The sequence below is a fragment of the Bradyrhizobium sp. 157 genome (genome assembly GCF_023073815.1).
In the GTDB taxonomy this organism is placed as follows: Bacteria; Pseudomonadota; Alphaproteobacteria; order Rhizobiales; family Xanthobacteraceae; genus Bradyrhizobium.
Window position 1 is genome coordinate 347,682 of record NZ_JADPKF010000073.1, and the last position, 24,834, is coordinate 372,515.

Consider the following 24,834-nt stretch of genomic DNA (forward strand, 5'->3'; position numbering starts at 1 on the left):
TAAAAGATGGCCGGGAATGGCGGACGCAATGGTAAACGTCGCCTTGATCCGGGCAGGACGAGCCCGCTCATCCCTTTCGCGTGTGACCCCACGCCGCGTCCCAGTCTTCGCCCGCAGCATCGATGACGCGGCCATCGGCCTCGAAGAACTTGTTCGGCACCTGGAAGATTGCGAGCATCAGCCCGCCCTGTGGACACCACGCGACGTGGCGGCTGCCCTCTTCGCGCCAGATGAATTCGCCGGCCTTGCATTCGATGCCCTTCGCCGGACCTTCCTTGTCGACCAGAGAGCCTTCGAGCACGTAGGTCTGCTCGATGTTGACGTGCTCGTGGTCAGGCAACACCGCGCCGGGCGCGAACCGCATCAGCGCGGTCATCAGGCCGGTTTTGCGATCGAACAGCAGGGTCTTGGCCTCGCAGCCGGGAAAGCGGGTCTTCTGCCACTCCATACTGTCGGGTCGAACCAGATGGGAATGCGTGTCTGCAGTCTGCGCATTTGCCGGCGTCGCAGCGTCCATGGCGATCCTCCGTTCTGCTTGTTTTGCCGCGATCCTAGCAGCTTTGCCTCTCGCCGTCAGCCGGCAGGTGTGCGCTGCGGCGTCCTTGCCCGCACCTGCGGCCGACTGTAGGATCGACCAGCCAGCCAAACGCGCAATGTACGGATGAAGAATGGCGGCTCTGCAACAGGCAAGATTCTGCAAGGGGTGCTGGGAGCAGATGCATGTTCCGGTGCCGCTTCGCGGCGTGATCTCCGCGCCATTTCGCGCGTTCGGCATTCGTCCGAGCCGGATGAATCCCAATACGTGCACCATCTGCGAACTGATGTTCACGAAGGTGATGCGGGCCCGCAAGATCACCATCGACGCAACCATCATGTTTGCCGATCTGCGCGGCTACACCAGCCTGTCGCAATCGCAGTCAGCCGATGCCGTCTCAGGACTGCTCGACGCATTCTATGATGAATGCGCCGGCGCGATCTGGGAGCACGACGGGCTCCTCAACAAGACGATCGGCGACGCTGTCATGGCGGTGTTCAACTTTCCCCTGCATCGGGAGGAGCATGCCAGAAACGCCGTGCTGGCGGCGCGGCAAATTCAGACGAACTGGCGCAAGCGGCGTCAAACGCTTGTCGAAGCGCATGGCCTCACCGCGGACAAGCTGGGGATCGGCATCGGCATCCATTCCGGCGAACTAAGTTTTGGCGAGTTCGGCCGATCTCACCGGGACCTGACGGCGATCGGCACCGTCGTCAACACCGCCTCCCGGGCCCAGTCGGTTGCAGAAGCCGACCAGATCCTGGTGACAAAGGCGGTGTTTGACCGCGCCCAACCGGATTTGAAAGACAGCCCGTCGAAGGCATTTCAGCTCAAGGGATTCGACGTCCCGATCGAGCTCTACGCCGCCTAGCGTGAGCTGGCGGTTCTCCTGGTCACCGCGATAGCAGCTTCCCTCGATTGGCACGATCGACTCCTTTCCGAGTAATATCTAGACCTCGCTACCCGAGCCTGCTGCCACCATGATGTCGGCATCAGGGAATCGCGAAAGACTGCAGCTTGGGCTTCCTCTTCGTCCTCACAGTCGGCCTTGTCGCCGGCATCATCTCGGGCATCGTCGGCACCGGCTCGTCAATCATGCTGATGCCCGTGCTGGTCTATCAATATGGGCCGAAGGAAGCCGTTCCGATCATGGCGGTCGCCGCCGTCATGGCGAACCTGTCGCGCATCCTCGCCTGGTGGCGCGAGGTCGACTGGCGCGCCTGCCTCGCCTATTCGGCCACGGGGATTCCCGCCGCCGCGCTTGGCGCGCGGACGTTGCTGGCGCTGCCCTCGCACGCCGTCGACATCGCGATCGGCCTGTTTCTCATCGCGATGGTACCGGTTCGGCACTGGCTGGCCGGCCATCAGCTCAAAGCGCAGCTCTGGCATCTGGCGGTCGGTGGCGCCGTTATCGGCTATCTCACGGGCATCGTGGTTTCGACCGGGCCGCTCAGCGTGCCACTATTTCTGTTTTACGGTCTAACTAAGGGAGCCTTCCTCGCCACCGAGGCCGCAAGCTCGCTCGGGCTTTACCTGAGCAAGTCGGTCACGTTCGAACGCTTCGGCGCGCTGACGGCGGATATCGCTCTGAAGGGCCTGATTGCGGGCTCTTCCCTCATGTTCGGTGCCTTCATCGCCAAGCGCTTCGTGCTGCGTCTTCAGCCCGACGTCTTTCGGCTGTTGATGGATGGCATCATGCTGGCCGCCGGTCTCACCCTGCTATGGACGGCATTTTCGTAAGTATTCGGCGCACCGCCTGAACCATTCCCCATCAATGGCCGACCAAGTGACGCGTGTCACATCCAGTCCGCAGGTGACCACAGATCAATGCCGGACATGGATTCGCATCACCCACGTCTGGAGAGACTTAAAATGCCCAGGGGAATCATCGGCGCCATCGTCGCCATCATTGTCGTCGCCATCATCGCTGCGGGAAGCTGGTACACCGTCGACCAGACCGAGCGCGGCGTGAAGCTGCGCTATGGCGCGGTCATCGGCACCGCGCAGCCAGGCCTTGGCTTCAAGGTCCCGCTGATCGACAGCGTCGAAAAGGTCAGCGTCAAGACCTTCACCTATACCTGGGACAAGATGAATTCGTATTCCTACGACCAGCAGCCGGCCGACCTCAAGATCAGCGTCACCTTGCGAGCCTCACCGGACAAGGTTGCCGATCTCTATGCCAAGTTTGGTGGGCTGGACACCGCGGTCAAACAAGTGGTCAGCCCGGCCGTCAACCAGCAGGTCAAAATCGTGTTCGGCCGCTACACGGCCGTGAAAGCGATCCAGGAGCGCGGGCCGCTGAACTCCGCGATCAAGGACGCCATCACCGCTTCGCTGAAGGACGATCCGATGATCACGATCGAAAGCGTCCAGCTCGAAAACATCGAATTCAGCGCGAACTATCTGCACTCGATCGAACAGCGCATGCTGGCCGAGGTCGAGGTGCAGAAGCTGCAGCAGAATGCCGAGCGCGAAAAGGTGCAGGCTCAGATCACCGTCACCCAGGCCACCGCCAAGGCCAACGCCGTCCGCGCCGAGGCGCAGGCTGCGGCCGACGCGCTGCGGCTGAACGGCGAAGCACGGGCGACCAACATCAAGCTGACCGGCGAAGCGGAAGCCGCCGCCATCGAGGCGCGCGCCAAGGCGCTCGGCACCAACCCGAACCTCGTCACACTGGTGCAGGCCGAACGCTGGAACGGCGTGCTGCCGACCACGATGGTGCCGGGCTCATCGGTGCCGTTCGTATCGGTGAAATAGAGCCGAATCGCGTGGCGGGCGCATTCCTGGTTGGACGTCGAAGCGGCGCACTTCACTTTTTCAAATGGCTAGGACGCACGCGCTCCGGTGGTATCATGCTGGCGTGAACGGCGCCGGGAGCCGTGGCATGATGCATCATCCGATACATTTAGTTTGGGGACGAGTGTCTTGAGCGGATTGGTGGAAACGGCCGATATCACAAATCTCCGAAGCGAAGCCGCTGGGCGAACCGACGCCCAGCAAGACACCCAGAAATTCGCCGAAGCGGCCATTGCGGAGAGCAAGCGCCAAGGGCTGCTGCTCGCTGTCCGGGCCCGCTGGGTCGCGCTGGCAGTGATCGCCACTACCTTGCCGATCATCAACCCGAACTGGGACGTGATTTACTACGTCGTGATGCTCGGCCTTTTTGCCGTGATCGGCTGGGCCCAGCTCAAGGTCGGCAAAGTGGGCCGTTCGCGGCCGGAGCTTTTCCTGATCTTTTGCGATCTTGCATTACTTACTTTCCTCACCGTCGTGCCCAATCCGTTCAGTGCCGAGAACTGGCCGGTCGGCATGCAATTCCGGTTCGAGACTTTCATCTATTTCTTTGTCTTCCTGGCAACCGGGACCCTTGCCTATTCGTGGCGAACGGTATTCGCGATGGGATTCTGGACCTCGGCCGTATGGGCGATCGGCGTCGGCTGGGCCTATCTGCAGCCCGAAACCCATGCGGAGCTCTCGGAACGCGTGCGGGCCGCCGTCGGCTCCGACGTCAGAATGTTCGACATCATCAACCCCGCAGCGATCGGCATTCCCGTGCGATTCCAGGAAATCACGGTATTCCTGATCGTCGCCATGACGTTGGCGCTGGCGGTACGCCGCTCCAACGCCCTGCTGATCAGCCACGCCGGGATCGAACGCGAGCGCGCCAACCTGGCACGTTATTTTTCACCCAATGTCGTCGATGAATTGTCGGGCAATGACGAGCCGCTGACACGGGTTCGCACCCAAGACGTCGCGGTGTTGTTTGCCGATATCGTGGGATTCACCGCCTACGCCGATGGACGAGACCCGAAAGAGGTCATCGACACGCTGCGGCAATTTCATGAGCGAATGGAAAGGCAAGTGTTCCAGCACGGCGGAACGCTCGACAAATACCTCGGCGATGGCCTGATGGCGACGTTCGGCACGCCGTTCGCCGGCGATTCCGACGCGCTGAGCGCCTTGCGTTGCGCGAGGGGTATGATCACCTCGATCGCCGAATTGAACAGAGAACGGCACGATCGCAACGAGCCGCCGATCCAGGTCAGCGTTGGATTGCACTATGGCCAGGTCGTGCTGGGGGATATCGGCCTCAACCGGCTCGAATTCGCCGTGATCGGCACCACCGTGAATGCGGCGAGCCGGCTTGAGTCGCTTACCCGCGAATTCGGATGCGCCATCGTCGTCAGCGACGTACTGGTGCGGCAGGCCCGGGCCGAATCGAACTCGAGCGCCGACTTCGCGTTGCTTGTCGAGCAGCCGGCACAGATCATTCGTGGTCTCGAGCAACCGGTTGGCATCTGGACGTGTGCGAATGTCGCTCCATGACGCCCAGAATCGCGCGATGGATGCCTTGGCACTCATCGCGCCCCTCAGCTTCTTTTCATGCTATGAGTCGCCGCCCGTTCCACCGAGACTGCTATTTCCCCTCCATGGCCAAACCCACCCTCTCCTTCGTCTGCCAGAATTGCGGCGCGGCGTATAATCGCTGGCAGGGCAAGTGCGAGTCCTGCGGTGAGTGGAACACACTGGCCGAGGAGGACACGACCGGAAGCGTGCCGGTGTCGGTGCGCTCCCGGCGCAAGGGCCGGACGTTTGCGCTGGAATCGCTGACCGGAAAAAGCAATGACGCCCCGCGCCTGTCCTCCGGGATGGCCGAGCTTGATCGCGTCACCGGCGGCGGCTTTGTCCGTGGCTCGGTGCTTCTGGTCGGCGGCGATCCCGGCATCGGCAAATCGACGCTGCTCACGCAGGCCACCAGCATGCTGGCGCGCGCAGGCCACCGCGCGGTCTATATTTCGGGCGAAGAGGCGGTGGCGCAGGTGCGGCTGCGCGCCGAGCGGCTCGGATTGGCGGATGCGCCGGTGCAACTCGCCGCCGAAACCTCCGTCGAGGACATCGTCTCGACTCTGTCCGACGGCGCGGTGCCGCGGCTGATCGTGATCGATTCGATCCAGACCATGTGGACCGACACGGTGGAGTCGGCGCCGGGAACGGTGACGCAGGTCCGCGCCTCGGCACAGGCGCTCATCCGTTTCGCCAAGAAAACCGGCGCTGCGATCATTCTGGTCGGCCACGTCACCAAGGATGGTCAGATCGCGGGCCCCCGCGTGGTCGAGCACATGGTCGACGCCGTGCTGTCGTTCGAGGGCGAAGGCTCGCAGCATTTCCGCATTTTGCGCGCGATGAAGAATCGTTTTGGTCCGACCGATGAAATCGGCGTGTTCGAGATGACGGGCCTCGGCCTTCGCGAAGTCTCCAACCCCTCGGAATTGTTCCTCTCTGAACGCGATCTGGGCAGCCCGGGAACGGCAGTTTTTGCCGGCATCGAAGGCACCCGGCCGGTGCTGGTGGAATTGCAGGCGTTGGTGGCGCCGACCACGCTCGGCACTCCCCGGCGGGCCGTCGTGGGTTGGGATCCGAGCCGGCTGTCGATGGTGCTGGCGGTGCTGGAAGCCCATTGCGGGGTTAAATTGTCCGGCTACGACGTCTATCTGAACGTGGCGGGGGGCTTGCGGATCCAGGAGCCCGCGGCCGACCTCGCGGCAGCAGCCGCACTGGTATCCTCGTTGGTAAACGCGCCGTTACCGACGGATGCGGTCTATTTCGGCGAGATTTCGCTCTCCGGCGCAGTCCGGCCGGTGGCGCAGACCTCCGCCCGATTGAAGGAGGCCGCGAAACTGGGTTTTGGCCGCGCCGTTCTGCCCGAATCGGCGCGCGGAGAGGTCGGCGGCGATAGCGGGCTTGCGCTGAACAGCATCGGCGGACTAACCAGCCTGGTGGCTGAAATCGCGGCGCGCGGCAGCCCAAAAAACACCGGGGGCGGCAACCGGGACGCCAGTCGCGAGGGTGCGGCAGAGAAAAATGCCACACCGGCGCGATTCCGTCGTGAAAACAGCTAAAGCGGCGTGACGCGCCCGCCCCTCGCCGCTATACAACGCGCGCGAAAGGCGGGCGGGATGCACGATTTCCGGCCTTGCGGGATGCGCCGTCTGCCCCTCAGTTGGGGTGAACGCCGAGCCGCCGATTCGCTGCCTAAGGACTTACGAGCGGACCTGACCAGCCGATGCCGATAACGATACTCGATCTCGTCCTGCTCGGAGTGATGCTGATTTCGGGGCTGCTCGCCATGGTGCGCGGCTTCATGCGCGAAATCCTGTCGATCGCGGCCTGGGGCGCGGCGGCGCTGGTGACGCTGTATGCCTTCTCGAAGTTGATGCCATCTGCCAGGGACTATTTCGGCAGCGAGACGATCGCGGCCGTGGTGGTCGTTGCCGGCACCTTCATCGGCACCCTGATCGTGGTCTCCGTCATCACGGTGCGGATTTCGGACATGATCCTGGATTCTCGGATCGGCGCGCTTGATCGCACGCTTGGATTCTTGTTTGGGTTGGGTCGCGGCCTTTTGATCGTGGTGGTCGCCTTTCTGTTCTTTAGTTGGCTGGTCCCGGACAAGCAGCGGCCGGACTGGATCACCGGTGCAAAATCCCGGGTGGTGCTGCAGGGAACCGGGGATTGGTTAATGTCGCTCTTGCCTGACGACCCCGAGAACACCATCTTAAAGAGATTCAAGAAGAATAAACCGGAAGACGATCAAACTGACGCCGACCAGGCAGCGCCTGCATCCGGCGATGGCTACAGTAAACCTGCCCGCGACAGCCTTAAAAAGCTGATCGAGAAACCCGCGGGCCGCTAATTTCTGGCCAAAATAGAGAGGCGATGGACGCGATGCAAAACCCTTCCGATCCCGCCGGCCAACTCGATCTAAATCTTGGCATCGAGTTGCAGGACGATCTCGAAGGCGACACGCTACGCGAGGAATGCGGCGTGTTCGGCATTTTCGACCACCCGGAGGCCGCCGCCATCACGGCGCTCGGACTACACGCCCTCCAGCATCGCGGCCAGGAAGCCGCAGGCATCGTCTCCTTCGACGGCAGCCGCTTCCACTCTGAACGCCGCCTTGGCCTGGTCGGCGATACCTTCTCCCGCCGCGAGGTGATCGAGCGCCTGCCCGGCAGCATGGCGGTCGGTCATGTCCGCTATTCCACCACCGGCGCGACCATCCTGCGCAACGTGCAGCCGCTATTCGCCGAGCTCAATGCCGGTGGTTTCGCGGTCGGCCATAACGGCAACCTCACCAATGGCCTGACGCTGCGCCGCGAGTTGGTGAAGGGCGGCGCCATGATGCAGTCGACCACCGATACCGAGGTCATCCTGCATCTGGTTGCGCAGTCCAAGCGCAACCGTTTCATCGACCGTTTCATCGAGGCGCTGCGCGCGATCGAGGGCGCCTATTCGCTGGTGGCCCTGACAAACAAGAAGCTGATCGGCGCGCGCGATCCGCTCGGCATCCGACCGCTGGTGCTCGGCGATCTCGACGGTCGTCCGATCCTGACCTCGGAAACCTGTGCGCTCGACATGATCGGCGCCAAATATGTCCGCGACATCGAGCCCGGCGAAATCATCGTATTCGACGAGAAGGGCGCCAACAGCCACAAGCCGTTCCCGCCAAAGCCGCCGCGGCCCTGCATCTTCGAATACATCTACTTCTCACGGCCGGATTCGATCGTCGGCGGCCGTTCGGTCTATGAGGTCAGAAAGGCCTTCGGCGCGCAGCTTGCCCGCGAAAGCCATGTCGAGGTCGACGTCGTGGTGCCGGTGCCGGACTCCGGCGTACCGGCGGCGGTCGGCTACAGCCAGTATTCCGGCGTGCCGTTCGAGCTCGGCATCATCCGCAACCACTATGTTGGCCGTACCTTCATCCAGCCGACCCAGAGCGTGCGCGAGCTCGGCGTGCGCATGAAGCATTCGGCCAACCGCGCCGCGATCGAGGGCAAGCGGATCATCCTGATCGACGATTCACTGGTGCGCGGCACCACGTCGAAGAAGATCGTGCGGATGATGCGCGACGCCGGTGCGCGCGAGGTGCATTTCCGGCTCGCTTCGCCGCCGATCCTCTATCCCGACTATTACGGCATCGACCTGCCGGACCGCGGCGGGCTTCTCGCGGCCACCCATACGCTGGAAGAGATGCGCGACATCATCGGCGCGGATTCGCTGGCGTTCCTGTCTATCGACGGCCTGTACCGCGCGATGGGAGAATCGGGACGCGACCCCGCCAATCCGAAATTCTCGGACCATTGCTTCACCGGTGCCTATCCAACCCACCTCACCGACCAGACCCAGGTCGAGCCGCAGCCCCGGCAATTGTCGCTGCTGGCGGAAGCGAGCTGAGGCGCGGCCAATAACCCATTTTTCCATCATGGCCGGGCTTGTCCCGGCCATCCACGTCTGTAAAACCCGCCGCAAAGACGTGGATGCCCGGGACGTCTGGCGCGAAGACGCGCTTCGCGCTTTTGTCCGGGCATGACGAAAGTGGCACGACATGACCAAACCCCTCGCCTCCCGCATTGCGCTCGTCACGGGCGCCTCCCGCGGCATCGGCTATGCCACGGCGCGCGCGCTCGCCCGCGCCGGCGCGCATATTGTCGCTGTTGCACGCACGCAAGGCGGCCTTGAGGAACTCGACGACGAGATCCGCAAGGATGGCGGCAGCGCCACGCTGGTGCCGCTCAACGTCACCGATTTCGACGGCATCGCGCGGCTCGGCGCGGCGCTGCATGAGCGTCATGGCAAGCTCGACATTCTCGTCGGCAATGCCGGCGTCGCCGGCCCCTCCTCGCCGCTCGGGCATATCGAGCTGAAGCCCTGGAACGACGTGATGGCCGTGAACGTCACCGCGAACTTCCAGCTCATCCGCTGCATGGATCCGCTGCTAAGAGTCTCGGACGCCGGCCGCGCCGTGTTCGTGACCTCCGGCGCCGCCAGCAAGGCGAACGCCTATCTGGGTCCCTACGCGGCCTCGAAGGCGGCGCTGGACACGCTGGTGCGCTCCTGGGCCAACGAGACCGCGAGCACGAAACTCCGCGTCAACCTGTTCAGCCCCGGCCCTATCCGCACCCGCATGCGCGCCAGCGTGTTTCCGGGCGAAGATCCGATGACGCTGGACACGCCCGAGCAAGCGGCAGAATTCATCGTGCCGATGTGCGCGCCGGACTGGAACGAGACCGGCAAGCTCTACGACTACAAGACGCGCACGCTGATGAGTTTTCATCCGCCGGCTTGAGCATCTTACGAACTCTCGCATTGTAAGCGGAGCGACTTGGCCGAAGCTTTAGTGAAGGCGGAAGGCAATCCATTCAGCCGCTTGTTGAGACATGAATTCGCCAACACCGTGCATTGCGTGAAGCTCGCTAACGACGGTTGCCCTATGTCTGCGATCGCATGAACAACCCCATCCAGGTGTTCAGGAAAGATGGAACCTTCGTTAAGGAATGGTTTTACGAAATGAGAAGTTCAAGCTGACGTCGGGGACGCGCGACGTTAGGTGCATTGCGTGCGGTTCCGAGAAGGACTATCGCAAAGGTGCTGGCAGGTTCCGAAAAGAGAGCCGGCGAACAACATTTCGGGAGGAATACCATGACGACTAGAATTGCCCTGCGCTTCGCCGCTTCCGCGGCGCTTGCCGCACTCGCCCTCGCGACGCCAGCACTGGCCCAGGACAAGACCGTCAAGATCGGCGTGTTGAACGACATGTCGAGCCTCTATGCCGACATCGGTGGTCCCAATTCGGTGGCGGCGGTCAAGATGGCGGTCGAGGATTCCGGCCTTACCAAGAAAGGCTGGAAGATCGAGGTGGTGAGCGGCGATCACCAGAACAAGCCCGATATCGGCGTGAATATAGCGCGGCAATGGATCGACGCCGACAAGGTGGACGCGATCGCGGATACGCCGAACTCAGGCGTTGCGCTCGCCGTGAGCAATCTGGTGAAGGAAAAGAACTCGGTGCTGCTCAACTCGGGCGCCGCCACCGCCGACCTCACCGGCAAGGCCTGCAATCCCAACACCATCTCCTTCACCTACGATACTTACATGCTCGCCAACGGCACTGGCAAGGCGCTGACCAAGGCCGGCGGCGATACCTGGTTCTTCCTCACCGCCGACTATGCCTTCGGCCATGCGCTGGAGCGTGACACCGGCAATGTCGTCACCCAGACCGGCGGCAAGGTTTTGGGCGCGGTCAGGCATCCGCTCAACACCTCGGACTTCTCCTCCTTCCTGCTGCAAGCGCAGTCCTCGAAGGCCAAGGTCATCGGCCTAGCCAATGCCGGTGGCGACACTACCAACTCGATCAAGCAGGCCTCCGAATTCGGCATCGTCGCAGGTGGCCAGAGGCTCGCCGCGCTGCTGCTCTTCATCAACGACGTGCATGCGCTCGGCCTGAAGACGGCGCAGGGCCTGACCTTCACGGAATCCTTCTACTGGGATCTCAACGACAACACCCGCGAATGGTCGAAGCGCTTCCAGAAACTGTCGCCGAAGGGCTCGATGCCCTCGATGACCGTCGCCGGCCTCTATGCAGAGATCCTGCATTATCTGAAGGCGATGGAAGCGCTCGGCAGCAATCCGCGTGACGGCGCCAAGGTCGTCGCCAAGATGAAGGAATTGCCGACCGACGATCCGCTGTTCGGCAAGGGCCCGCTGCGCGCCGACGGCCGCCGTCTCATTCCGGCCTATCTGTTCGAGGTGAAAAAGCCGGAAGAGTCGAAGGGACCGTGGGATTACTACAAGCAGATCGCCACGATCTCGGCGGAAGATGCCGCCAAGCCGCTCGAGGCCAGCGAGTGTCCGCTGGTGAAGAAGTGACGGCGTAGCGGATCGCGTAGGGTGGGCAAAGGCGCGCTAGCGCCGTGCCCACCATCTCTCCGGTTTGAGACTAGAAGTGGTGGGCACGCTACCTTTGCCCACCCTACAATTCAGCGCTTGGGCGTCATCGCCAACGTCCGCCACGCGATCACCAGCGCGAGCCCCAGCAACGCTGCCGCTAGCAGGAACGGCGCGCCCGGCATTTTCACCGGCGCCTGATCGCTAATGAAATAAGCAAAGGTCAGCGTGAACAGAAACGGACCCGCCATCTGGGCGATGCTGTTGACGCTGTTGGTCGCTCCCTGCAACTGGCCCTGCTGATCCGGCGCAACGAGCTGCGTCGTCAGGGCCTGGATCGCCGCGCCTGCCACGCCCCACAGCGCCATGACGGGAATGCCAGTCCAGAACAACGGTCCGGTCGGGGCCGCGCCATAGATGAAGAATCCCAGCCCGCCGCAGGCAAGCCCGAGCAGCAGCGCGCGGCGTTCGCCAAGACGCGTGACGATCGGCCCAACGCCCGCACCCTGCACCACCATGGCGCACACGCCCACCAACGCGAGCGTGAGCCCCACTGTTGTCGTGTCCCAGCCATACCGATAGGTGGCGTAGAGCACGAAGGTGGACGGCAGCACCACATGCGCGACCTGGCCAAAGAAATTCGCCAGCGACAATCCCGCGAGAATCCGGTTGGAACGCAGCAAGTGCAGCGCGCCGAGTGGACTGGCGCGCTTCCAGTGGAACGGCGCGCGCCGATCCTGCCGCAACGACTCGGGGAGGATCAGCCAGCCGTATAGCGCGTTCGCAAAGCTCAGGCCTGCCGCGACCCAGAACGGCAGACGCGGATCCATGCCGCCGAGCAGGCCGCCGATGGCGGGGCCGAGAATGAATCCGGCGCCGAAGGCCGCGCCGATCTTGCCGAACACTGCGGCGCGCCGTTCCGGCGGCGTCACATCGGCAATATAGGCAAAGGCCGTGGAGATGCTGGCCGAGGTGATGCCTGAGATCACTCGCCCGATAAACAGCCAGGTTAGCGACGGCGCCAGCGCCATCAACAGGTAATCCAGCGCCAGCCCGAAATTCGATAGCAGTATCACCGGCCGACGGCCGAACCGGTCGGAGAGCGCGCCAAGGATCGGCGAGAACAGGAACTGCATCAGCGCCCAGGCAGCGCCGAACAAACCGAATATCTGCGCGGCCGTCGCGGTGTCGTTGTCGACAAAACTCTCCACGATCTTGGGCAGGATCGGGAGGATCAGGCCGAGCGCGAGCATGTCGAGCAGGATGGTGACGAAGATAAAGGCCGCCGCGCCGCTGCGCACCGGCGGCGTATCGTCGGCAGCAGCGGTGGACGCCTGTTCGCTCATGAGGGCCGCTTGCGCTTGTGCGCGAACGGATTGGCCTTTTCGCGCAGCGTAATGCGGATCGGCGTGCCCGGCAGGTCGAACGCTTCACGCAGGCTGTTGGTGAGGTAGCGCAAATAGGATTGCGGCACGGCATCCGCCCGCGAGCAGAACAGCACGAAGCTCGGCGGACGTCCCTTGGGCTGCGTGATATAGTTCAGCTTCAGCCGGCGGCCCGACACGGCGGGCGGCGGGTTGGCATCGACTGCCTGCTCGAACCAGCGATTGAGCGCGGCCGTGGGCACGCGCTTGTTCCAGACTGCGTAGGCGTCCTGGATTGCGGTCATCAGGCGATCGATGCCCTCGCCCATCAAGCCGGACACGGCGACGATGGGGGCACCTTTCACCTGCGGCAGCCAGTGATCGGCATCGCGGCGCAGCGCCGAAATCAGATGCGGCTTGCGCTCCATCAAATCCCATTTGTTGACCGCGAGCACGATCGCCCGCCCCTCGCGTTCGATCAGATCGGCGATGCGCAAATCCTGTTCCTCGAACCGGTTCTGCGCATCCATCGTCAGCACGACGACTTCGGCAAAGCGCACCGCGCGCAGTGCGTCAGCCACCGACAGCTTCTCTAGCTTCTCCTCGATCCGCGAGCGCCGCCTTAAGCCCGCTGTATCGAACACGCGAAAATCGCGTCCCTGCCAGGTGATCTCCACCGAAATGGAATCGCGCGTGGTGCCCGCCTCGGCGCTGGTCAACAACCTCTCCTCGCCGAGCAGATGATTGATTAGCGTAGATTTGCCGGCGTTGGGGCGGCCGACGATGGCGACGCGGATCGGACGCTGGGCGAGATCCTCGTCGGATATAACATCGTCGTCGTCGAACTCTTCCCGCTCTTCTGCTGGCTCGGGCATCAGTGCGGCGAGCGCGTCGTAGAGATCGCTCATGCCCTCGCCGTGCTCGGCCGAAATCTGCACGGGATCGCCGAGCCCCAACGCGTAGGATTCCATCGCGCCGATTTCGCCGTGCTTGCCCTCGCTCTTGTTGGCGACCAGCACCACCGGCTTATTGGCGCGGCGTGCGAAATCGGCAAAGGCGCGATCGTTCGGCGTCAGGCCCGCGCGGGCGTCGATCACGAACATCAGCGCATCGGCCAGGCTGATCGCGGTTTCGGTCTGCTCCTGCATTCGTGCCGTGAGCGAGCCCTTGGCGCCCTCGTCGAGGCCTGCAGTGTCGATCACGGTGAATTCGAGATCGCCGAGACGCGCGCTGCCCTCGCGGCGGTCGCGCGTGACGCCGGGCTCGTCATCCACCAGCGCGAGCTTCTGCCCGACCAGCCGGTTGAACAGCGTCGACTTGCCGACGTTGGGTCGGCCGATGATGGCGATCGTAAAGGACATAAATGATCCAAACGCCCGTTTCTGAAGGGCGTGTCAATCGAACGAAAACAACAAATTAGCGCGAGAAACTGCCGCTCGGCATCGGAGCCGGGAAAGCCGATCGTTGCGAGGATTGCGCCGGCGCGGCCGATTGATCGGGCGGGGGAGCCGTGGTGCGCTTGCGCACGATCTTGGCCGGCTTGGGGGCTGGCGGCGCGGCGGCCGTGCTGCCCTCTTCCTCGGGCGCGGCGTCAGGGTCCGCAGCGGCGGGTGCGGCGGCCTGCTTGCTCCTGGATTTCGCGCCACGCTTCGATTTCAGTTCTTCCGGCGGAGCCGCAGCGGCAGCCTGGGCGTTCGGGTCTTCAACCTGTTGGTTGGCGCCCCTGTAGAGATCCTTCGGCACGCCCTGCTCAAGGCCCGGCACACCTTCGGGGAACACCGGCTTGCGCTCACCGGGCAATTTCTTCTTGGTGTCGAGGAAATCGAGCATGTCGGTGGGATCGAAATTACCCAAGCCGCCACCGCCGCAGCCTGCCAGTGCGCCGGAAAGCGCGACGAGAATGGCGGCTGCGATCAAACGTTGCGGGCGGCGCATGGTCGGTTTCCCACTCAACTCGTTCTCCGTCAGCTCTTGGCGACTGGCGGAAGCAGAGCTTGCAAGGCCTCGGCACGCGAGCGCAGGCTCGGCGGCGTTTCGCCGTCATTGGCGATCATATCCAGCCATTGCCGCGTCGCTGCGGCATCGTTGGCACGCCAGGCCGACAGTGCCAGCAATTCGCGCGCGGTATGGCGAAAGGTCGAGCCCGGCGCAGCAGCGGCTTCGAGGCGTTCTTTCATGTTGGGATAGCTGGTGCTTTCCAACAACAACTGGGCCGCGCGAATCCGCGCCAGATCCTGCTCGGCAACGCCGACGCTGCGGTCAGCCGCGATCTCGTCGAACATCTTTGCCGCCGCCTGCGGATCGCGGTTGGCAATCTCTGCCGCCAGGCGCAACCGCGCCAGCACGCGGTAGCCGAACGGCGCCTTCGCAACGAGATCGGCGAACGCTGCTTCAGCCTCGGCGTGCTTGTTGGCTTCCGAAAGCTCGACCGCCTTGTCGAACGCCGCCCCCGCCTCGGCCGCCTTCTTGGCCTCCAGATACTGGTAGCCGCGCCAGCCGCCCACGGCGGCGATGATTAAAATCAGGCCAGCGATGATCAGAAGCGAATACCGGTCCCACAGCCTTTTGAGCTGCTCGCGACGGACCTCCTCGTCTACTTCATCAAATAATTCAGACACTTAAAGGTATCCCATCCCCGAGGAACCGCAACTTCGGCAGCAGTATCGCGCGGCCGATCCCCGCATCGCCGGGGCGTAGCCTATCGATATGGCGGTGGCAAGGCAAAGCGAGGCGGATCAAAGCGTTAACAGCGGCTCCCAAACGCCTCCGAAATCGGCTGGCGATGTTGACATCGCGGTTCAAAACTTGGCGTAATCCCGGCCGCTTCCATTGTCGATCCTACCCTTTTTTCAGGTGTTTCATGCCTCGCCACGCGCTGGTTTCGATGCTGCTTGCCATCGGCCTGGTATCCCTGGCCGCAGCGTCACTGGCCGAAGACTTCAAGCCGAAGGCGCCCGAAACGGCATTCTCGGGCAAGCTGCGCCCCGACATTTTGGGCATCTCGACCGAATCGAACGCCGAATTCGCGCGCGCCACCTTTGATTCCCTGTTCAAAGGACGTACCGACACCAAGACCGATATCCAGCAACAGAAGTTCGGCGGTGCCAGCTACGTCTCCGCGTTGAGTTTCAGCCTCCCTGCCGGTTCGAAACAGAACGGCGAGATGCTCTCGACCAGCTTCTCCTCGCCCGCGAGCGCCAACCGCGCCTATTTCGTCGCCCGCAACCTGACCTTCGCACCGGATCAGCAGCCGTCGAAAGCGGATATGATCAAGGAGATCATGGGCAAATACGGCGTGCCGACCATCGTCGGCGACCAACATCTGTACTACATCTACCGCAAGGGCTCGATCATGTCTGTCGGCGGCAAGTACAAGGAAGCGACCGCGCTCGAGGCGATCGGCAAGCCGCTCGACCCAAGGGCCGCCGTCAAGCTCAACGGCGACACCGTGCGCGGCAGTTGCGTGGCGGTCGTCAAGCGCGCGCAGGCCAAAGCCAAGGAACCGGGCGCCATGCTGACCGAGGCCAAGGGCGCGAACTGCGATGGCGTGTTGAGTGTGCAGCTCGTTCCGGGCACGCTGGCCGACCGTGTCGGTATCGCGCAATTCACTCTGCTGGACGTCAAGCAACTCGTCAGCGCCGCCACGATCGACAGTGCCGCGCTCGCCGCCGGTCATAGCGAGAGCGCGATGCCCAAAGGCAGCGCGCCGAAGCTCTAAGCCGCCGCTCAGCCCGCCGTGAAAGCCTCGCGGAGCTGCCGCTTCATCACCTTGCCGTTGGCATTGCGAGGCAACGGGTCCGTCCGCAGATCCATAGTTTCCGGCACCTTGTAGTCCGACAGCCGTTCGGCGCACCAGGCGCGCAGCGCTTCGCCGCTAACGGCATTCCGCGTCACGACGACGGCATGAACGCGCTCGCCTAGCACCGGGCACGGTTTTGCGATGATCGCGCTCTCGACCACGTCGGGATGGCCTGAAAGCACCGACTCGACCTCGGCGGAATAGATCTTGAGCCCGCCGCGGTTGATCATGTCCTTCTGCCGATCGAACACGCGGACAAAATTCTCTTCGTCGATCGAGCCGAGATCGCCGGAATGCCAGAAGCCGGCCGTAAAACTCTCCGCCGTCGCCTTCGGGTTGTTCCAGTAACCCCTGATCACGGAGCCGCCGTGAATCCAGATTTCGCCGATCTCGCCGCGCGGCAATTCGCGGCCCTCGGCATCCATCACGACGATCTGCGCGCCGGGACAAGGCAAGCCGACACTGTCGATATGGCCTGCGGTCAATTCGCCCGGCATCATGGTCGAAGGCGACGTGGTCTCTGTCGCGCCGTAGCAATTCATCAGCTTCAGGCCGGGAATCTTGGCATCGAGCTTCTCAATCGTGGCGATCGGCATCGGCGCGCCGCCAAAGCCGCCGATCCGCCAGCTCGACAGATCGTAGCTGTCGAAATCCGGCTGCAGCAGGCAGAGATTGTACATCGCCGGCACCATCACGGTGTAGGTGACGCGCTCGCGCGCGGCGAGCTTCAAATATTCCGCGGCCTTGAACTCCGCCATGATGATCAGCGCGCCGGCGCAACGGACCATGGTCATGACGTTGGCGACTACGCCAGTGACATGCCCGAGCGGCACTGCGGCGATCGATCGATCCGCGGCAGTGAGCTTCAGGCACGAGACGAACACCATGGCCGAATGAATGATGGTGCAATGGGCAAGCATCGCGCCCTTTGGCCGCCCCGTGGTACCCGACGTATAGAGGATCATGGCAGTGTCCTCTTCGCCGACCTCGATTGGTGCGACCAGCGGTGCGTTGTCAGCGAGTTCGGAAAAACGCGAGAGCGCCGGATCGTCGTCGACTACGATCCGATGCATGACTTCAGGGATATCGCCCGCATCGGGCACGCGGTCGGCCAGCGAGGCCTCGTGGATCAGGAACTTTGCCCCGCAATCGGTGAGCACGTAGGCGATCTCGGGCTTTTGCTGGCGGATCGAAAGCAGCACTGTCACCAGCCCGGCATGGGCCGCGCCCAAGATTGTGAGCACGAATTCGATTCTGTTGCCGAGCAGTAGCGCGACGCGGTCGCCGCGCTGCAGGCCGAGTTTCAGAAATCCCGCTGCGATTTGCGCGGACTGCTGCGCCACTTCGCGCCATGTCATTCGCGTAGCGCCGCAGACCAGCGCCTCGCCATCCGGGTTGGTTGCAACCGCTTCGGCCACCATCGCCGGAATGCTCTTGGGCCGTTCACAAAAGACCGGAACGATTCGGTCGCCAAAGCGCGGCTCGAGCCGCATCGCCGGAATGGAGTGCTGGGACCAGTCCATGGCGCGCCCGCTCAGCTCTTCTTCATCTCGTAGACGTGCTCGGGTCCCGGGAAGGCGCGCGATCGCACGTCGTTGGCGTAGCCCTGGATCGCCGCTTCGATGGCGGGGCCGAGATTCCCATAGCGGCGCACGAATTTCGGCGTCCGCGGCGACAGGCCCAGCATGTCCTCGAGCACCAGCACCTGGCCGTCGCAGGCCGCACTGGCGCCGATGCCAATGGTCGGAATGGCAACGGTTTCCGTGATCTTGCGCGCGAGCGGCTCGGCGACCGCTTCGACCACGACCGAAAACGCACCGGCATCCGAGATCGCCTGGGCGTCTTTCAGGATCGGATCCCAACGGCCCTCGTCGCGGCCCTGCGCGCGAAACGAACCGAGCGTGTTGATCGATTGCGGCGTCAGTCCGATGTGGCCCATGACCGGCACGCCGCGCTCGGACAGGAACGCGACGGTTTCCGCCATGCGCACGCCGCCTTCGAGCTTCACCGCGCCACAGTGGGTTTCTTTCAATATCCGCGCCGCGGAATGAAACGCCTGCTCCTTCGAGGCCTCATAGGAGCCGAACGGCATGTCTACCACCACGAGGGCATGCTTCGAGCCGCGCATCACCGCATGGCCCTGCAGGATCATCATATCGAGCGTCACCGGCACCGTGGTCTCGAAACCGTGCATGACGTTGCCGAGGGAATCGCCGACCAGGATGACGTCGCAGTGTCGATCGACCAGCGCCGCGGTATGCGCATGGTAGGACGTCAGCATCACGATCGGCTCGCCGTTCTTGCGCGCACGGATGTCCGGCGCCGTTTTGCGCTTGATGGCAGATTGCACAGACATATTAGGCTCCAACCACGGGGACGCCGATCACGACCGGATGGAACGCGAAGGCGAGCGCCAGATAGACGACGAGACCGACCGCGATCGCGATCAAATCGTTGCCGGGACCGCCGACGGGAATCGGCGGGGCGCCGGCGTCGGAACGATATTTCAGCGAAATGCGGTCATACACCGCCCATGCGAGAAACGAGCCGAACAGGATGATCGAACCGAGGTCGCCATTGGCGAGCAGGTGCGTCGCCGCCCACAGCTTGATGCCCGTCAGCATCGGATGTTTCAGCGTCGTATAGATCCGGCCGCGGATGTAGGACGCGACCACCATGATGATCGCGGGCAGCATCAGGGCGACCGCGATGTGCTTGAGCGCCACCGGCGGATACCAGACGTCGATCCAGCCCGTCGCGCGATACGTCGCAAAGCCCCAGATGATCAGCGCCAGACCAGCGAACGAAGCCAGCGCGTATCCGATCTTGTAGCCGCTCTCGCCCGTTGCGGAGATCACCTGCGCGCGCAGCTTGCGCTGCGTGGTGAGCGTGTGGACGCCGAAGAACAGGATCAGGCCCAGGATCAACACCAGCAGTCCCATGACGTGCCTCCCGTTGCGCGGCTGGTTTTCCAGATTATCCGCGTATCATTTTAAGGGCTCGGTGCGCAATGCGCCACGCGGCTGCCGTCACGGCTTCTCCGCCTGTTTGCCTAAATCGCGGTTATCGACGTAGCGGATCGCGATCGGTCGCCCGGCAAGCGCGCCGCCAAGTCCGCCGGAAAACTTCAACGGCGTGCAGGCCGCCAGCGATGCATTGATCGCGTTGAGATAGGCCGCGCGGGTGTCGGCCGGAACGCCTGCCGTGGCATAGGTCACGCGGGGCGCCGCGATGATCTCGCCCGAGCGCTTGAAGCTGAAGCGAACCGACATCTGCATGCCCGCGCGCGCGACCTCGGAAGGCGGCGGCGCCCAGCAGGAGCGCAGCGCCGCAAAGAGGTCGCCGATCGTATCGAGATCATGATCCGGCTTCCGGTATTTCGCGGCCTGGTCCTGCGGCGGCACGGTTTCGATCGTGAGTTGCAGGTTCTGGCCGTAGGGATAATCGATCTCGGGAATGCACGGGCCATCGTTGAATATGCTGCAGAACGATGGCGTGCACGGCTGGCCGTCGAGCACGCTGCAGGGCGCGTGCGAAAACGGCGTGGCGTCGATCTGGCGCCGTGATTGGGCGCCGGCGGCACTCATCCCAATGAATGTGGTGATCAGGCAGACAATGATGCACCGGAACATGCGGCCCAAAGTCCTGAAAGGCGACCCAACTAAGCTGATGCGCGCTTCGTCCCGTATCAAGGCGGACGGTGATCACATCCCTGCGTTCATGGCTGATAGTTCCGCAATTAGGGCCTTCTCGCTGGGTTGGTCGAGGACGCCGGCTGTATAGAGCGAAATGCCGCCATAGAGCGTAATGTAGACCTTCATCACCGCGCGGCGACGCTCGGCCGGGCTTTCGATATCCTGGCAGAATATCCGCATGGCCTGGGCGATGACCTTATGAACCGCGGCCTGCAGCGGCGGATTGTGCTTCATGGTGGCGTGCGGGCGGCTGGTCATCAGGGCGTAAAGCGCGCGGTTGGCGAGCGCGAAGCGGACATATTTCGCGGTGTAGTCCTGTGGCGTCTCCGCCTTGACGAGGATGGCGGCGAGCCGCGTGTAGGCCTCGGCCGCGACCGCGTCGAGCAGCGCTTCGCGGTCAGCGAAATGATTGTACAGCGAGCGATGCGCGACGCCGACGGCCTCCGCGACCTCGCGCAGGCTCAACTGCTCATGGCCGGCCGAGGCGACCAGGCGGGTCGCGGCCTTCAGCGCTTCGGATTTCAGATTGCCGTGGCGGTAGGTCGCCCGGCGCGGCTTTGCGGTCATGTCCCCTTCATACAAAGGCGTGAGATGCAACGCCACTGCCGGGCGGCCGAAGCTTTCCGTCAGGCGGATGCCCGCCCGGCAACACGGTCCTCGCCATACTGCGGCGTGATGTCCTCGTCGATCATGTCGCGCATCATCTTGATCACCGCCCCGCGCGCCCGCGCCTTGGTGGCGGCATGGGCGGCCATGTTGATCGTGGCGAGCGCCTGCGCGGTCTCCGCGGCACTGTGCTCCAGCGCATCCGCCGGAACGACGCGGTCGAAGAAGCCGGCGGTGACGGCTTCCGTTGGGCCGAACATCTCCGCGGTCATTACCGCCCTGCTGAAATAGGCCGGCGTCAGCCGCTGCCGTGCGATCTCGATCGCAAAACGCGGCACCGTGAGCCCGATCGCGACCTCGTTCATGCCGATCCGGTAGTCGCCCTCGGCGGCAATGCGGTGGTCGCTCGACATGATGAGGAAGGCTCCCATCGGATAGGCGTTGCCCTGGCAGGCCGCCACCACCGGCGTCGAGAACGACAGGATGCGCAAGGCCAGTTCCGCGCCCGCTTTCACCATCAGATATTGGTCTTGGGCGCTGCCCTTGGCGAAGACGTTGAGGTCGAATCCCCCTGAAAAATGCTTACCGCGGGCCTTCAGGATGACCACCGTCTTGTCCTTTTCCGCCTGGTCGAATGCCGCATGCAGGGCGTCGAGCATGGCAAGCGACATCACATTGGCCTTGCCGTCGTCGATCACGATGGTGCCGATTGGGCCGGAACGGGAATAGGTTGCGAGATCATTCATGGACGGTCTCCCTTTGTTCATAAGCATCCAGTGGATACTTCTGCACGCCACATCGCGGCGCAAGCGATTTTTCCGGACTCGGAATGCATGCAGGCATCCACTGGATGCATATGTGGGGTGAGCGACCAACGTCACACTGGCTGTCATCGTCCGGCTCGACCGGACGATCCACTATTCCAGAGACGTCAGTGATTTACCGATAAGCCACGGCGTACTGGGTCCCCCGCTTTCGCGGAGGACGACGCCGGAGGTTGGCGCGAACGCGCCGCCCTACGCCTTCTTCTTCACGTCCTTGACGTTGGAGAAGGTGATCCCTTCGGCCCGCTCCCTGGTATAGCCCAGGTAAAACTCATTCTTGGCCATGAACACGGGATCGCCGTCGACGTCGTCGGCGATGCCCGAACCGTTGGCCGCGATGAAGGCATCGAGCTTCTTGCGGTCGTCGGACGAGACCCAGCGAGCGAGCTGGAATTCCGAAACCTCGAATTCCACCGGCAGCGAATATTCCGCATCTAACCGCGCCTTCAGCACGTCGAGCTGCAGCGGACCGACGACGCCGACCAGCGCCGGTGCGCCGTCGCGGGGCCGGAACACCTGCACCACGCCCTCTTCCGACATCTGCTGCAGCGCCTCTTTCAGCTTCTTCGCCTTCATCGCATCCGTCAGCCGCACGCGGCGGACGATTTCCGGCGCGAAACTCGGGACGCCAACGAAGGTGATGTCCTCGCCTTCGGTCAGCGTGTCGCCGATCCGCAAAGTGCCGTGGTTCGGAATACCGACGACATCGCCGGCAAAGGCTTCATCGGCCACCGAGCGGTCCTGCGCGAAGAAGAACTGCGGCGACGACAGCGACATGTTTTTGCCGGTCCGCACCAGCTTCGCCTTCATGCCGCGGCTGAGCTTGCCGGAGCAGAGCCGCGCGAACGCGATGCGGTCGCGGTGGTTCGGATCCATATTGGCCTGGATCTTGAACACGAAGGCGCTCATGCGCGGTTCGGCGGCTTCGACCTTGCGCAAATTGCTGTCCTGCGCGCGGGGCGCTGGCGCGAACTTGCCAAGACCTTCCAGCAAGTCGCCGACGCCGAAATTGCGCAGCGCGCTGCCGAAGTAGACCGGCGTCAGGTGGCCCTCGCGAAACGCCTCCAGCTCGAACGGCTTGCAGGCTTCCGACACCAGGGCGAGCTCATCCTTGATCTCGGCGACGTCGAGATTGGGGTTGCGGCCGGCGAGATCGGCGATATCAATCTGCTCGGTCGCGCCGGTCTTGGCACCGCCGCCTTCGAGCAGGCGCACGCCGCCGTTCACGACGTCGTAGGTGCCGAGGAAGTCGCGGCCGCGGCCGACCGGCCAGGTCATCGGCGTGGTGTCGAGCGCCAATGTTTTTTCGATCTCATCCAGCAGTTCGAACGTGTCGCGGCTCTCGCGGTCCATTTTGTTGATGAAGGTGATGATCGGAATGTCGCGCAGCCGGCACACCTCGAACAGTTTTCGGGTGCGCGCCTCGATGCCCTTGGCGGCGTCGATCACCATGACGGCGGAATCGACAGCGGTCAGCGTGCGGTAGGTGTCTTCCGAGAAGTCTTCGTGGCCCGGCGTGTCCAGCAGGTTGAAGACGAGGCCTTCGAACTCGAACGTCATCACCGAGGTCACGACCGAGATGCCGCGCTCGCGCTCGATCTTCATCCAGTCGGAACGGGTGTTGCGCCGCTCGCCCTTGGCCTTGACCTGCCCCGCCAGATTGATGGCGCCGCCGAACAGCAGGAGCTTTTCGGTCAGCGTGGTCTTGCCGGCATCCGGGTGGGAGATGATCGCAAATGTGCGCCGCCGCGCCACTTCATCGGCAAGCGGCGATCGGGACGGCGATTCGGCGGTGACGGCAATGTCGGACATGAGGCTCGAGCGTTTGGCAGGGAAAACCGGGCTAATCAAGCCTCATTTGGTGGTTGCGGACGCTGCTAGCCAGTCCCATATCGGCTGCGGAAGGACGACCTTCCGATTTCACAGCTCATCCGCGGGGACGACCCTGCCTGGTTCGGAGGGTTGTCATGGCCTGGATCGTATTGTTCGTCGCCGGTCTCATGGAAGTGGGTTGGGCGATTGGCCTCAAATATACCGAGGGATTTACACGGCTCGTTCCATCCGTCCTGACGCTCACCTGCATGACAGGCAGCATCATCCTGCTGGGTCTTGCCGTGAAAGCTCTGCCGATCGGAACCGCCTACGCGGTATGGACCGGTATCGGCGCGGTTGGAACAGCAATCCTGGGCATCGCGCTGTTCGGCGAGCCTGCGACCGCCGCCCGCCTCGCCTGCATCGGACTGATCGTGGCCGGTATTGTCGGGCTCAAACTCGTCACCGGATCAGCGTAGCAACAACACCGCCCAATAGGTCAGCGCGGCGATAATCGCGGACGCCGGAATGGTGATTACCCAGGCATAGACGATCGAACTCGCCACGTTCCAGCGGACCGCCGAGACGCGCCGCGCCGCGCCGACCCCGATGATCGAGCCGGTAATGGTGTGGGTCGTTGATACGGGAACCCCGAGATAGGTGGCCATGAACAGGGTCGCAGCCCCACCGGTCTCGGCGCAAAAGCCCTGCATCGGCGTCAGCTTGGTGATCCGCAGTCCCATGGTGCGGACGATCCGCCAGCCCCCCATCAACGTGCCGAGCCCCATCGCCGCCTGGCAGGAAATCACGACCCAGAACGGGATGGCAAAATCCGCCCCGAGGTAGCCCTGCGAATACAAAAGCACCGCGATGATGCCCATGGTCTTCTGCGCATCGTTGCCACCATGGCCGAGCGAATAGAACGACGCCGAGACGAATTGCAGAATGCGGAAGGCGCGATCGACCGCAAACGGCGTCGAGCGCACCGACAGCCAAGATACGATCGCAACCAGCACCAGCGCGAGCAGAAACCCGACCAGCGGCGACAGCACGATCGCCAAGAGCGTCTTGGACAGCCCGCTCCAGACCGCGGCCGAAATCCCGGCCTTCGCCACGCCGGCGCCGACCAGTCCGCCGATCAACGCGTGCGAACTCGAGGATGGAATGCCAAGCCCCCAGGTAATCAGGTTCCAGACAATTGCACCGATTAGCGCAGCGAAGATCACAGCCGCATCGACGACGTCCGGTTCGATGATTCCCTTGCCGATCGTGTTGGCGACGTGCAGCCCAAAGAAGAGGAAGGCGATGAAATTGAAGAAGGCCGCCCAGAACACCGCATATTGCGGGCGCAGCACGCGGGTCGATACGATCGTGGCGATTGAGTTGGCGGCGTCGTGCAGGCCGTTGAGGAAATCGAACAACAGCGCGACGCCAATTAAGAAGACCAGGATTGGAAAAGCCAGGGTGGCGTCCACTG

Annotated in this window: 24 protein-coding genes; 11 read left to right on the top strand and 13 right to left on the bottom strand. The window is 63.3% G+C overall.

Translation table 11 applies throughout. From position 1 onward, the window contains the following. Positions 1 to 67: 67 nt before the first annotated feature. Positions 68 to 517, bottom strand: a complete 450-nt coding sequence (locus IVA95_RS17580; RefSeq protein ID WP_247511598.1) for a cupin domain-containing protein — start codon at positions 515 to 517, stop codon at positions 68 to 70. Between the two features lie 160 nt (positions 518 to 677). On the opposite strand from IVA95_RS17580, the gene IVA95_RS17585 reads away from it, so the two are divergent. From IVA95_RS17585 to IVA95_RS17625, 9 genes are all read left to right on the top strand, one after another. Then, on the top strand, positions 678 to 1,406 hold the full coding sequence (locus IVA95_RS17585) for an adenylate/guanylate cyclase domain-containing protein (protein WP_247511737.1): 729 nt from the start codon (positions 678 to 680) through the stop codon (positions 1,404 to 1,406). A gap of 146 nt (positions 1,407 to 1,552) precedes the next feature. Beyond that, positions 1,553 to 2,275 carry a sulfite exporter TauE/SafE family protein gene (locus IVA95_RS17590; protein ID WP_247511599.1) on the top strand — a complete coding sequence of 241 codons (723 nt, stop codon included), beginning with the start codon at positions 1,553 to 1,555 and terminating at the stop codon, positions 2,273 to 2,275. A 132-nt stretch (positions 2,276 to 2,407) separates the two neighbouring features. Further along, the gene (locus tag IVA95_RS17595; protein ID WP_247511600.1) at positions 2,408 to 3,292 is read left to right on the top strand and encodes a prohibitin family protein; all 885 of its coding nucleotides are present in this window, start codon (positions 2,408 to 2,410) and stop codon (positions 3,290 to 3,292) included. 168 nt (positions 3,293 to 3,460) lie between these two features. Further along, positions 3,461 to 4,861 carry an adenylate/guanylate cyclase domain-containing protein gene (locus tag IVA95_RS17600; RefSeq protein ID WP_247511601.1) on the top strand — a complete coding sequence of 467 codons (1,401 nt, stop codon included), beginning with the start codon at positions 3,461 to 3,463 and terminating at the stop codon, positions 4,859 to 4,861. Positions 4,862 to 4,965: 104 nt separating this feature from the next. Continuing rightward, positions 4,966 to 6,435 carry a DNA repair protein RadA gene (gene radA / locus IVA95_RS17605; protein WP_247511602.1) on the top strand — a complete coding sequence of 490 codons (1,470 nt, stop codon included), beginning with the start codon at positions 4,966 to 4,968 and terminating at the stop codon, positions 6,433 to 6,435. A 164-nt stretch (positions 6,436 to 6,599) separates the two neighbouring features. Continuing rightward, a complete protein-coding gene (locus tag IVA95_RS17610; protein ID WP_213249979.1) occupies positions 6,600 to 7,229 on the top strand; it encodes a CvpA family protein in 630 nt (209 codons plus the stop codon). A 32-nt stretch (positions 7,230 to 7,261) separates the two neighbouring features. Next, entirely contained in the window at positions 7,262 to 8,767 is a 1,506-nt protein-coding gene (purF, locus tag IVA95_RS17615) for an amidophosphoribosyltransferase (RefSeq protein WP_247511738.1), read from the top strand. A gap of 151 nt (positions 8,768 to 8,918) precedes the next feature. Continuing rightward, positions 8,919 to 9,659 (top strand): SDR family oxidoreductase, encoded by a 741-nt coding sequence (locus IVA95_RS17620; RefSeq protein WP_247511603.1) that lies wholly within the window; start codon positions 8,919 to 8,921, stop codon positions 9,657 to 9,659. Between the two features lie 353 nt (positions 9,660 to 10,012). After that, complete coding sequence (locus IVA95_RS17625; protein ID WP_247511604.1) at positions 10,013 to 11,239, top strand: ABC transporter substrate-binding protein; 1,227 nt, start codon at positions 10,013 to 10,015, stop codon at positions 11,237 to 11,239. A gap of 110 nt (positions 11,240 to 11,349) precedes the next feature. Here the strand turns inward: IVA95_RS17625 and IVA95_RS17630 are convergent, their stop codons facing one another. The 4 genes from IVA95_RS17630 to IVA95_RS17645 are packed head-to-tail and all read right to left on the bottom strand — an operon-like array spanning position 11,350 to position 15,239. Beyond that, positions 11,350 to 12,603, bottom strand: coding sequence for a TCR/Tet family MFS transporter (locus IVA95_RS17630; protein WP_247511605.1), 1,254 nt, complete (start codon positions 12,601 to 12,603; stop codon positions 11,350 to 11,352). Then, entirely contained in the window at positions 12,600 to 13,982 is a 1,383-nt protein-coding gene (gene der / locus IVA95_RS17635) for a ribosome biogenesis GTPase Der (protein WP_247511606.1), read from the bottom strand. The genes IVA95_RS17630 and der overlap by 4 nt, the downstream gene beginning before the upstream one ends. Positions 13,983 to 14,037: 55 nt before the next feature. Beyond that, on the bottom strand, positions 14,038 to 14,556 hold the full coding sequence (locus IVA95_RS17640) for a hypothetical protein (RefSeq protein ID WP_247511739.1): 519 nt from the start codon (positions 14,554 to 14,556) through the stop codon (positions 14,038 to 14,040). Positions 14,557 to 14,585: 29 nt separating this feature from the next. Beyond that, entirely contained in the window at positions 14,586 to 15,239 is a 654-nt protein-coding gene (locus IVA95_RS17645; RefSeq protein ID WP_247511607.1) for a tetratricopeptide repeat protein, read from the bottom strand. A gap of 242 nt (positions 15,240 to 15,481) precedes the next feature. Here IVA95_RS17645 and IVA95_RS17650 point away from each other — a divergent pair, with 242 nt between their 5' ends. Continuing rightward, positions 15,482 to 16,339: a hypothetical protein gene (locus IVA95_RS17650; RefSeq protein ID WP_247511608.1), complete on the top strand. Its 858-nt coding sequence runs from the start codon at positions 15,482 to 15,484 to the stop codon at positions 16,337 to 16,339. 8 nt (positions 16,340 to 16,347) lie between these two features. Here the strand turns inward: IVA95_RS17650 and IVA95_RS17655 are convergent, their stop codons facing one another. The 7 genes from IVA95_RS17655 to IVA95_RS17685 form a co-directional block, all read right to left on the bottom strand. Continuing rightward, entirely contained in the window at positions 16,348 to 17,943 is a 1,596-nt protein-coding gene (locus tag IVA95_RS17655) for a class I adenylate-forming enzyme family protein (RefSeq protein ID WP_247511609.1), read from the bottom strand. Positions 17,944 to 17,954: 11 nt separating this feature from the next. Further along, positions 17,955 to 18,776 carry a 3-methyl-2-oxobutanoate hydroxymethyltransferase gene (gene panB, locus IVA95_RS17660; protein WP_247511610.1) on the bottom strand — a complete coding sequence of 274 codons (822 nt, stop codon included), beginning with the start codon at positions 18,774 to 18,776 and terminating at the stop codon, positions 17,955 to 17,957. Between the two features lies 1 nt (position 18,777). Then, positions 18,778 to 19,362, bottom strand: a complete 585-nt coding sequence (locus IVA95_RS17665) for an NnrU family protein (RefSeq protein ID WP_247511611.1) — start codon at positions 19,360 to 19,362, stop codon at positions 18,778 to 18,780. 87 nt (positions 19,363 to 19,449) lie between these two features. Then, a complete protein-coding gene (locus tag IVA95_RS17670) occupies positions 19,450 to 20,052 on the bottom strand; it encodes a hypothetical protein (RefSeq protein ID WP_247511612.1) in 603 nt (200 codons plus the stop codon). A gap of 72 nt (positions 20,053 to 20,124) precedes the next feature. Then, complete coding sequence (locus IVA95_RS17675; protein ID WP_247511613.1) at positions 20,125 to 20,682, bottom strand: TetR/AcrR family transcriptional regulator; 558 nt, start codon at positions 20,680 to 20,682, stop codon at positions 20,125 to 20,127. 59 nt (positions 20,683 to 20,741) lie between these two features. After that, positions 20,742 to 21,467 carry a crotonase/enoyl-CoA hydratase family protein gene (locus IVA95_RS17680; protein ID WP_247511614.1) on the bottom strand — a complete coding sequence of 242 codons (726 nt, stop codon included), beginning with the start codon at positions 21,465 to 21,467 and terminating at the stop codon, positions 20,742 to 20,744. A gap of 270 nt (positions 21,468 to 21,737) precedes the next feature. Next, entirely contained in the window at positions 21,738 to 23,357 is a 1,620-nt protein-coding gene (locus IVA95_RS17685; RefSeq protein WP_247511615.1) for a peptide chain release factor 3, read from the bottom strand. Between the two features lie 155 nt (positions 23,358 to 23,512). Between IVA95_RS17685 and sugE the strand changes: the two genes are divergently transcribed. Continuing rightward, entirely contained in the window at positions 23,513 to 23,836 is a 324-nt protein-coding gene (sugE, locus tag IVA95_RS17690) for a quaternary ammonium compound efflux SMR transporter SugE (protein ID WP_247511616.1), read from the top strand. On the opposite strand, the gene IVA95_RS17695 is transcribed toward sugE, so the two are convergent. After that, positions 23,828 to 24,832 carry an inorganic phosphate transporter gene (locus IVA95_RS17695; protein WP_247511617.1) on the bottom strand — a complete coding sequence of 335 codons (1,005 nt, stop codon included), beginning with the start codon at positions 24,830 to 24,832 and terminating at the stop codon, positions 23,828 to 23,830. The genes sugE and IVA95_RS17695 overlap by 9 nt on opposite strands. Between the last annotated feature and the right edge of the window lie 2 nt (positions 24,833 to 24,834).

Coding starts and splice junctions, on each gene's coding strand:
- IVA95_RS17580 (WP_247511598.1), bottom strand. CDS start 517: ATGGACGCTGCGACGCCGGCAAATGCGCAGACTGCAGACACGCATTCC.
- IVA95_RS17595 (WP_247511600.1), top strand. CDS start 2,408: ATGCCCAGGGGAATCATCGGCGCCATCGTCGCCATCATTGTCGTCGCC.
- radA (WP_247511602.1), top strand. CDS start 4,966: ATGGCCAAACCCACCCTCTCCTTCGTCTGCCAGAATTGCGGCGCGGCG.
- IVA95_RS17610 (WP_213249979.1), top strand. CDS start 6,600: ATGCCGATAACGATACTCGATCTCGTCCTGCTCGGAGTGATGCTGATT.
- purF (WP_247511738.1), top strand. CDS start 7,262: ATGCAAAACCCTTCCGATCCCGCCGGCCAACTCGATCTAAATCTTGGC.
- IVA95_RS17620 (WP_247511603.1), top strand. CDS start 8,919: ATGACCAAACCCCTCGCCTCCCGCATTGCGCTCGTCACGGGCGCCTCC.
- IVA95_RS17625 (WP_247511604.1), top strand. CDS start 10,013: ATGACGACTAGAATTGCCCTGCGCTTCGCCGCTTCCGCGGCGCTTGCC.
- IVA95_RS17630 (WP_247511605.1), bottom strand. CDS start 12,603: ATGAGCGAACAGGCGTCCACCGCTGCTGCCGACGATACGCCGCCGGTG.
- der (WP_247511606.1), bottom strand. CDS start 13,982: ATGTCCTTTACGATCGCCATCATCGGCCGACCCAACGTCGGCAAGTCG.
- IVA95_RS17640 (WP_247511739.1), bottom strand. CDS start 14,556: ATGCGCCGCCCGCAACGTTTGATCGCAGCCGCCATTCTCGTCGCGCTT.
- IVA95_RS17650 (WP_247511608.1), top strand. CDS start 15,482: ATGCCTCGCCACGCGCTGGTTTCGATGCTGCTTGCCATCGGCCTGGTA.
- IVA95_RS17655 (WP_247511609.1), bottom strand. CDS start 17,943: ATGGACTGGTCCCAGCACTCCATTCCGGCGATGCGGCTCGAGCCGCGC.
- panB (WP_247511610.1), bottom strand. CDS start 18,776: ATGTCTGTGCAATCTGCCATCAAGCGCAAAACGGCGCCGGACATCCGT.
- IVA95_RS17665 (WP_247511611.1), bottom strand. CDS start 19,362: ATGGGACTGCTGGTGTTGATCCTGGGCCTGATCCTGTTCTTCGGCGTC.
- IVA95_RS17670 (WP_247511612.1), bottom strand. CDS start 20,052: ATGTTCCGGTGCATCATTGTCTGCCTGATCACCACATTCATTGGGATG.
- IVA95_RS17675 (WP_247511613.1), bottom strand. CDS start 20,682: ATGACCGCAAAGCCGCGCCGGGCGACCTACCGCCACGGCAATCTGAAA.
- IVA95_RS17680 (WP_247511614.1), bottom strand. CDS start 21,467: ATGAATGATCTCGCAACCTATTCCCGTTCCGGCCCAATCGGCACCATC.
- IVA95_RS17685 (WP_247511615.1), bottom strand. CDS start 23,357: ATGTCCGACATTGCCGTCACCGCCGAATCGCCGTCCCGATCGCCGCTT.
- sugE (WP_247511616.1), top strand. CDS start 23,513: ATGGCCTGGATCGTATTGTTCGTCGCCGGTCTCATGGAAGTGGGTTGG.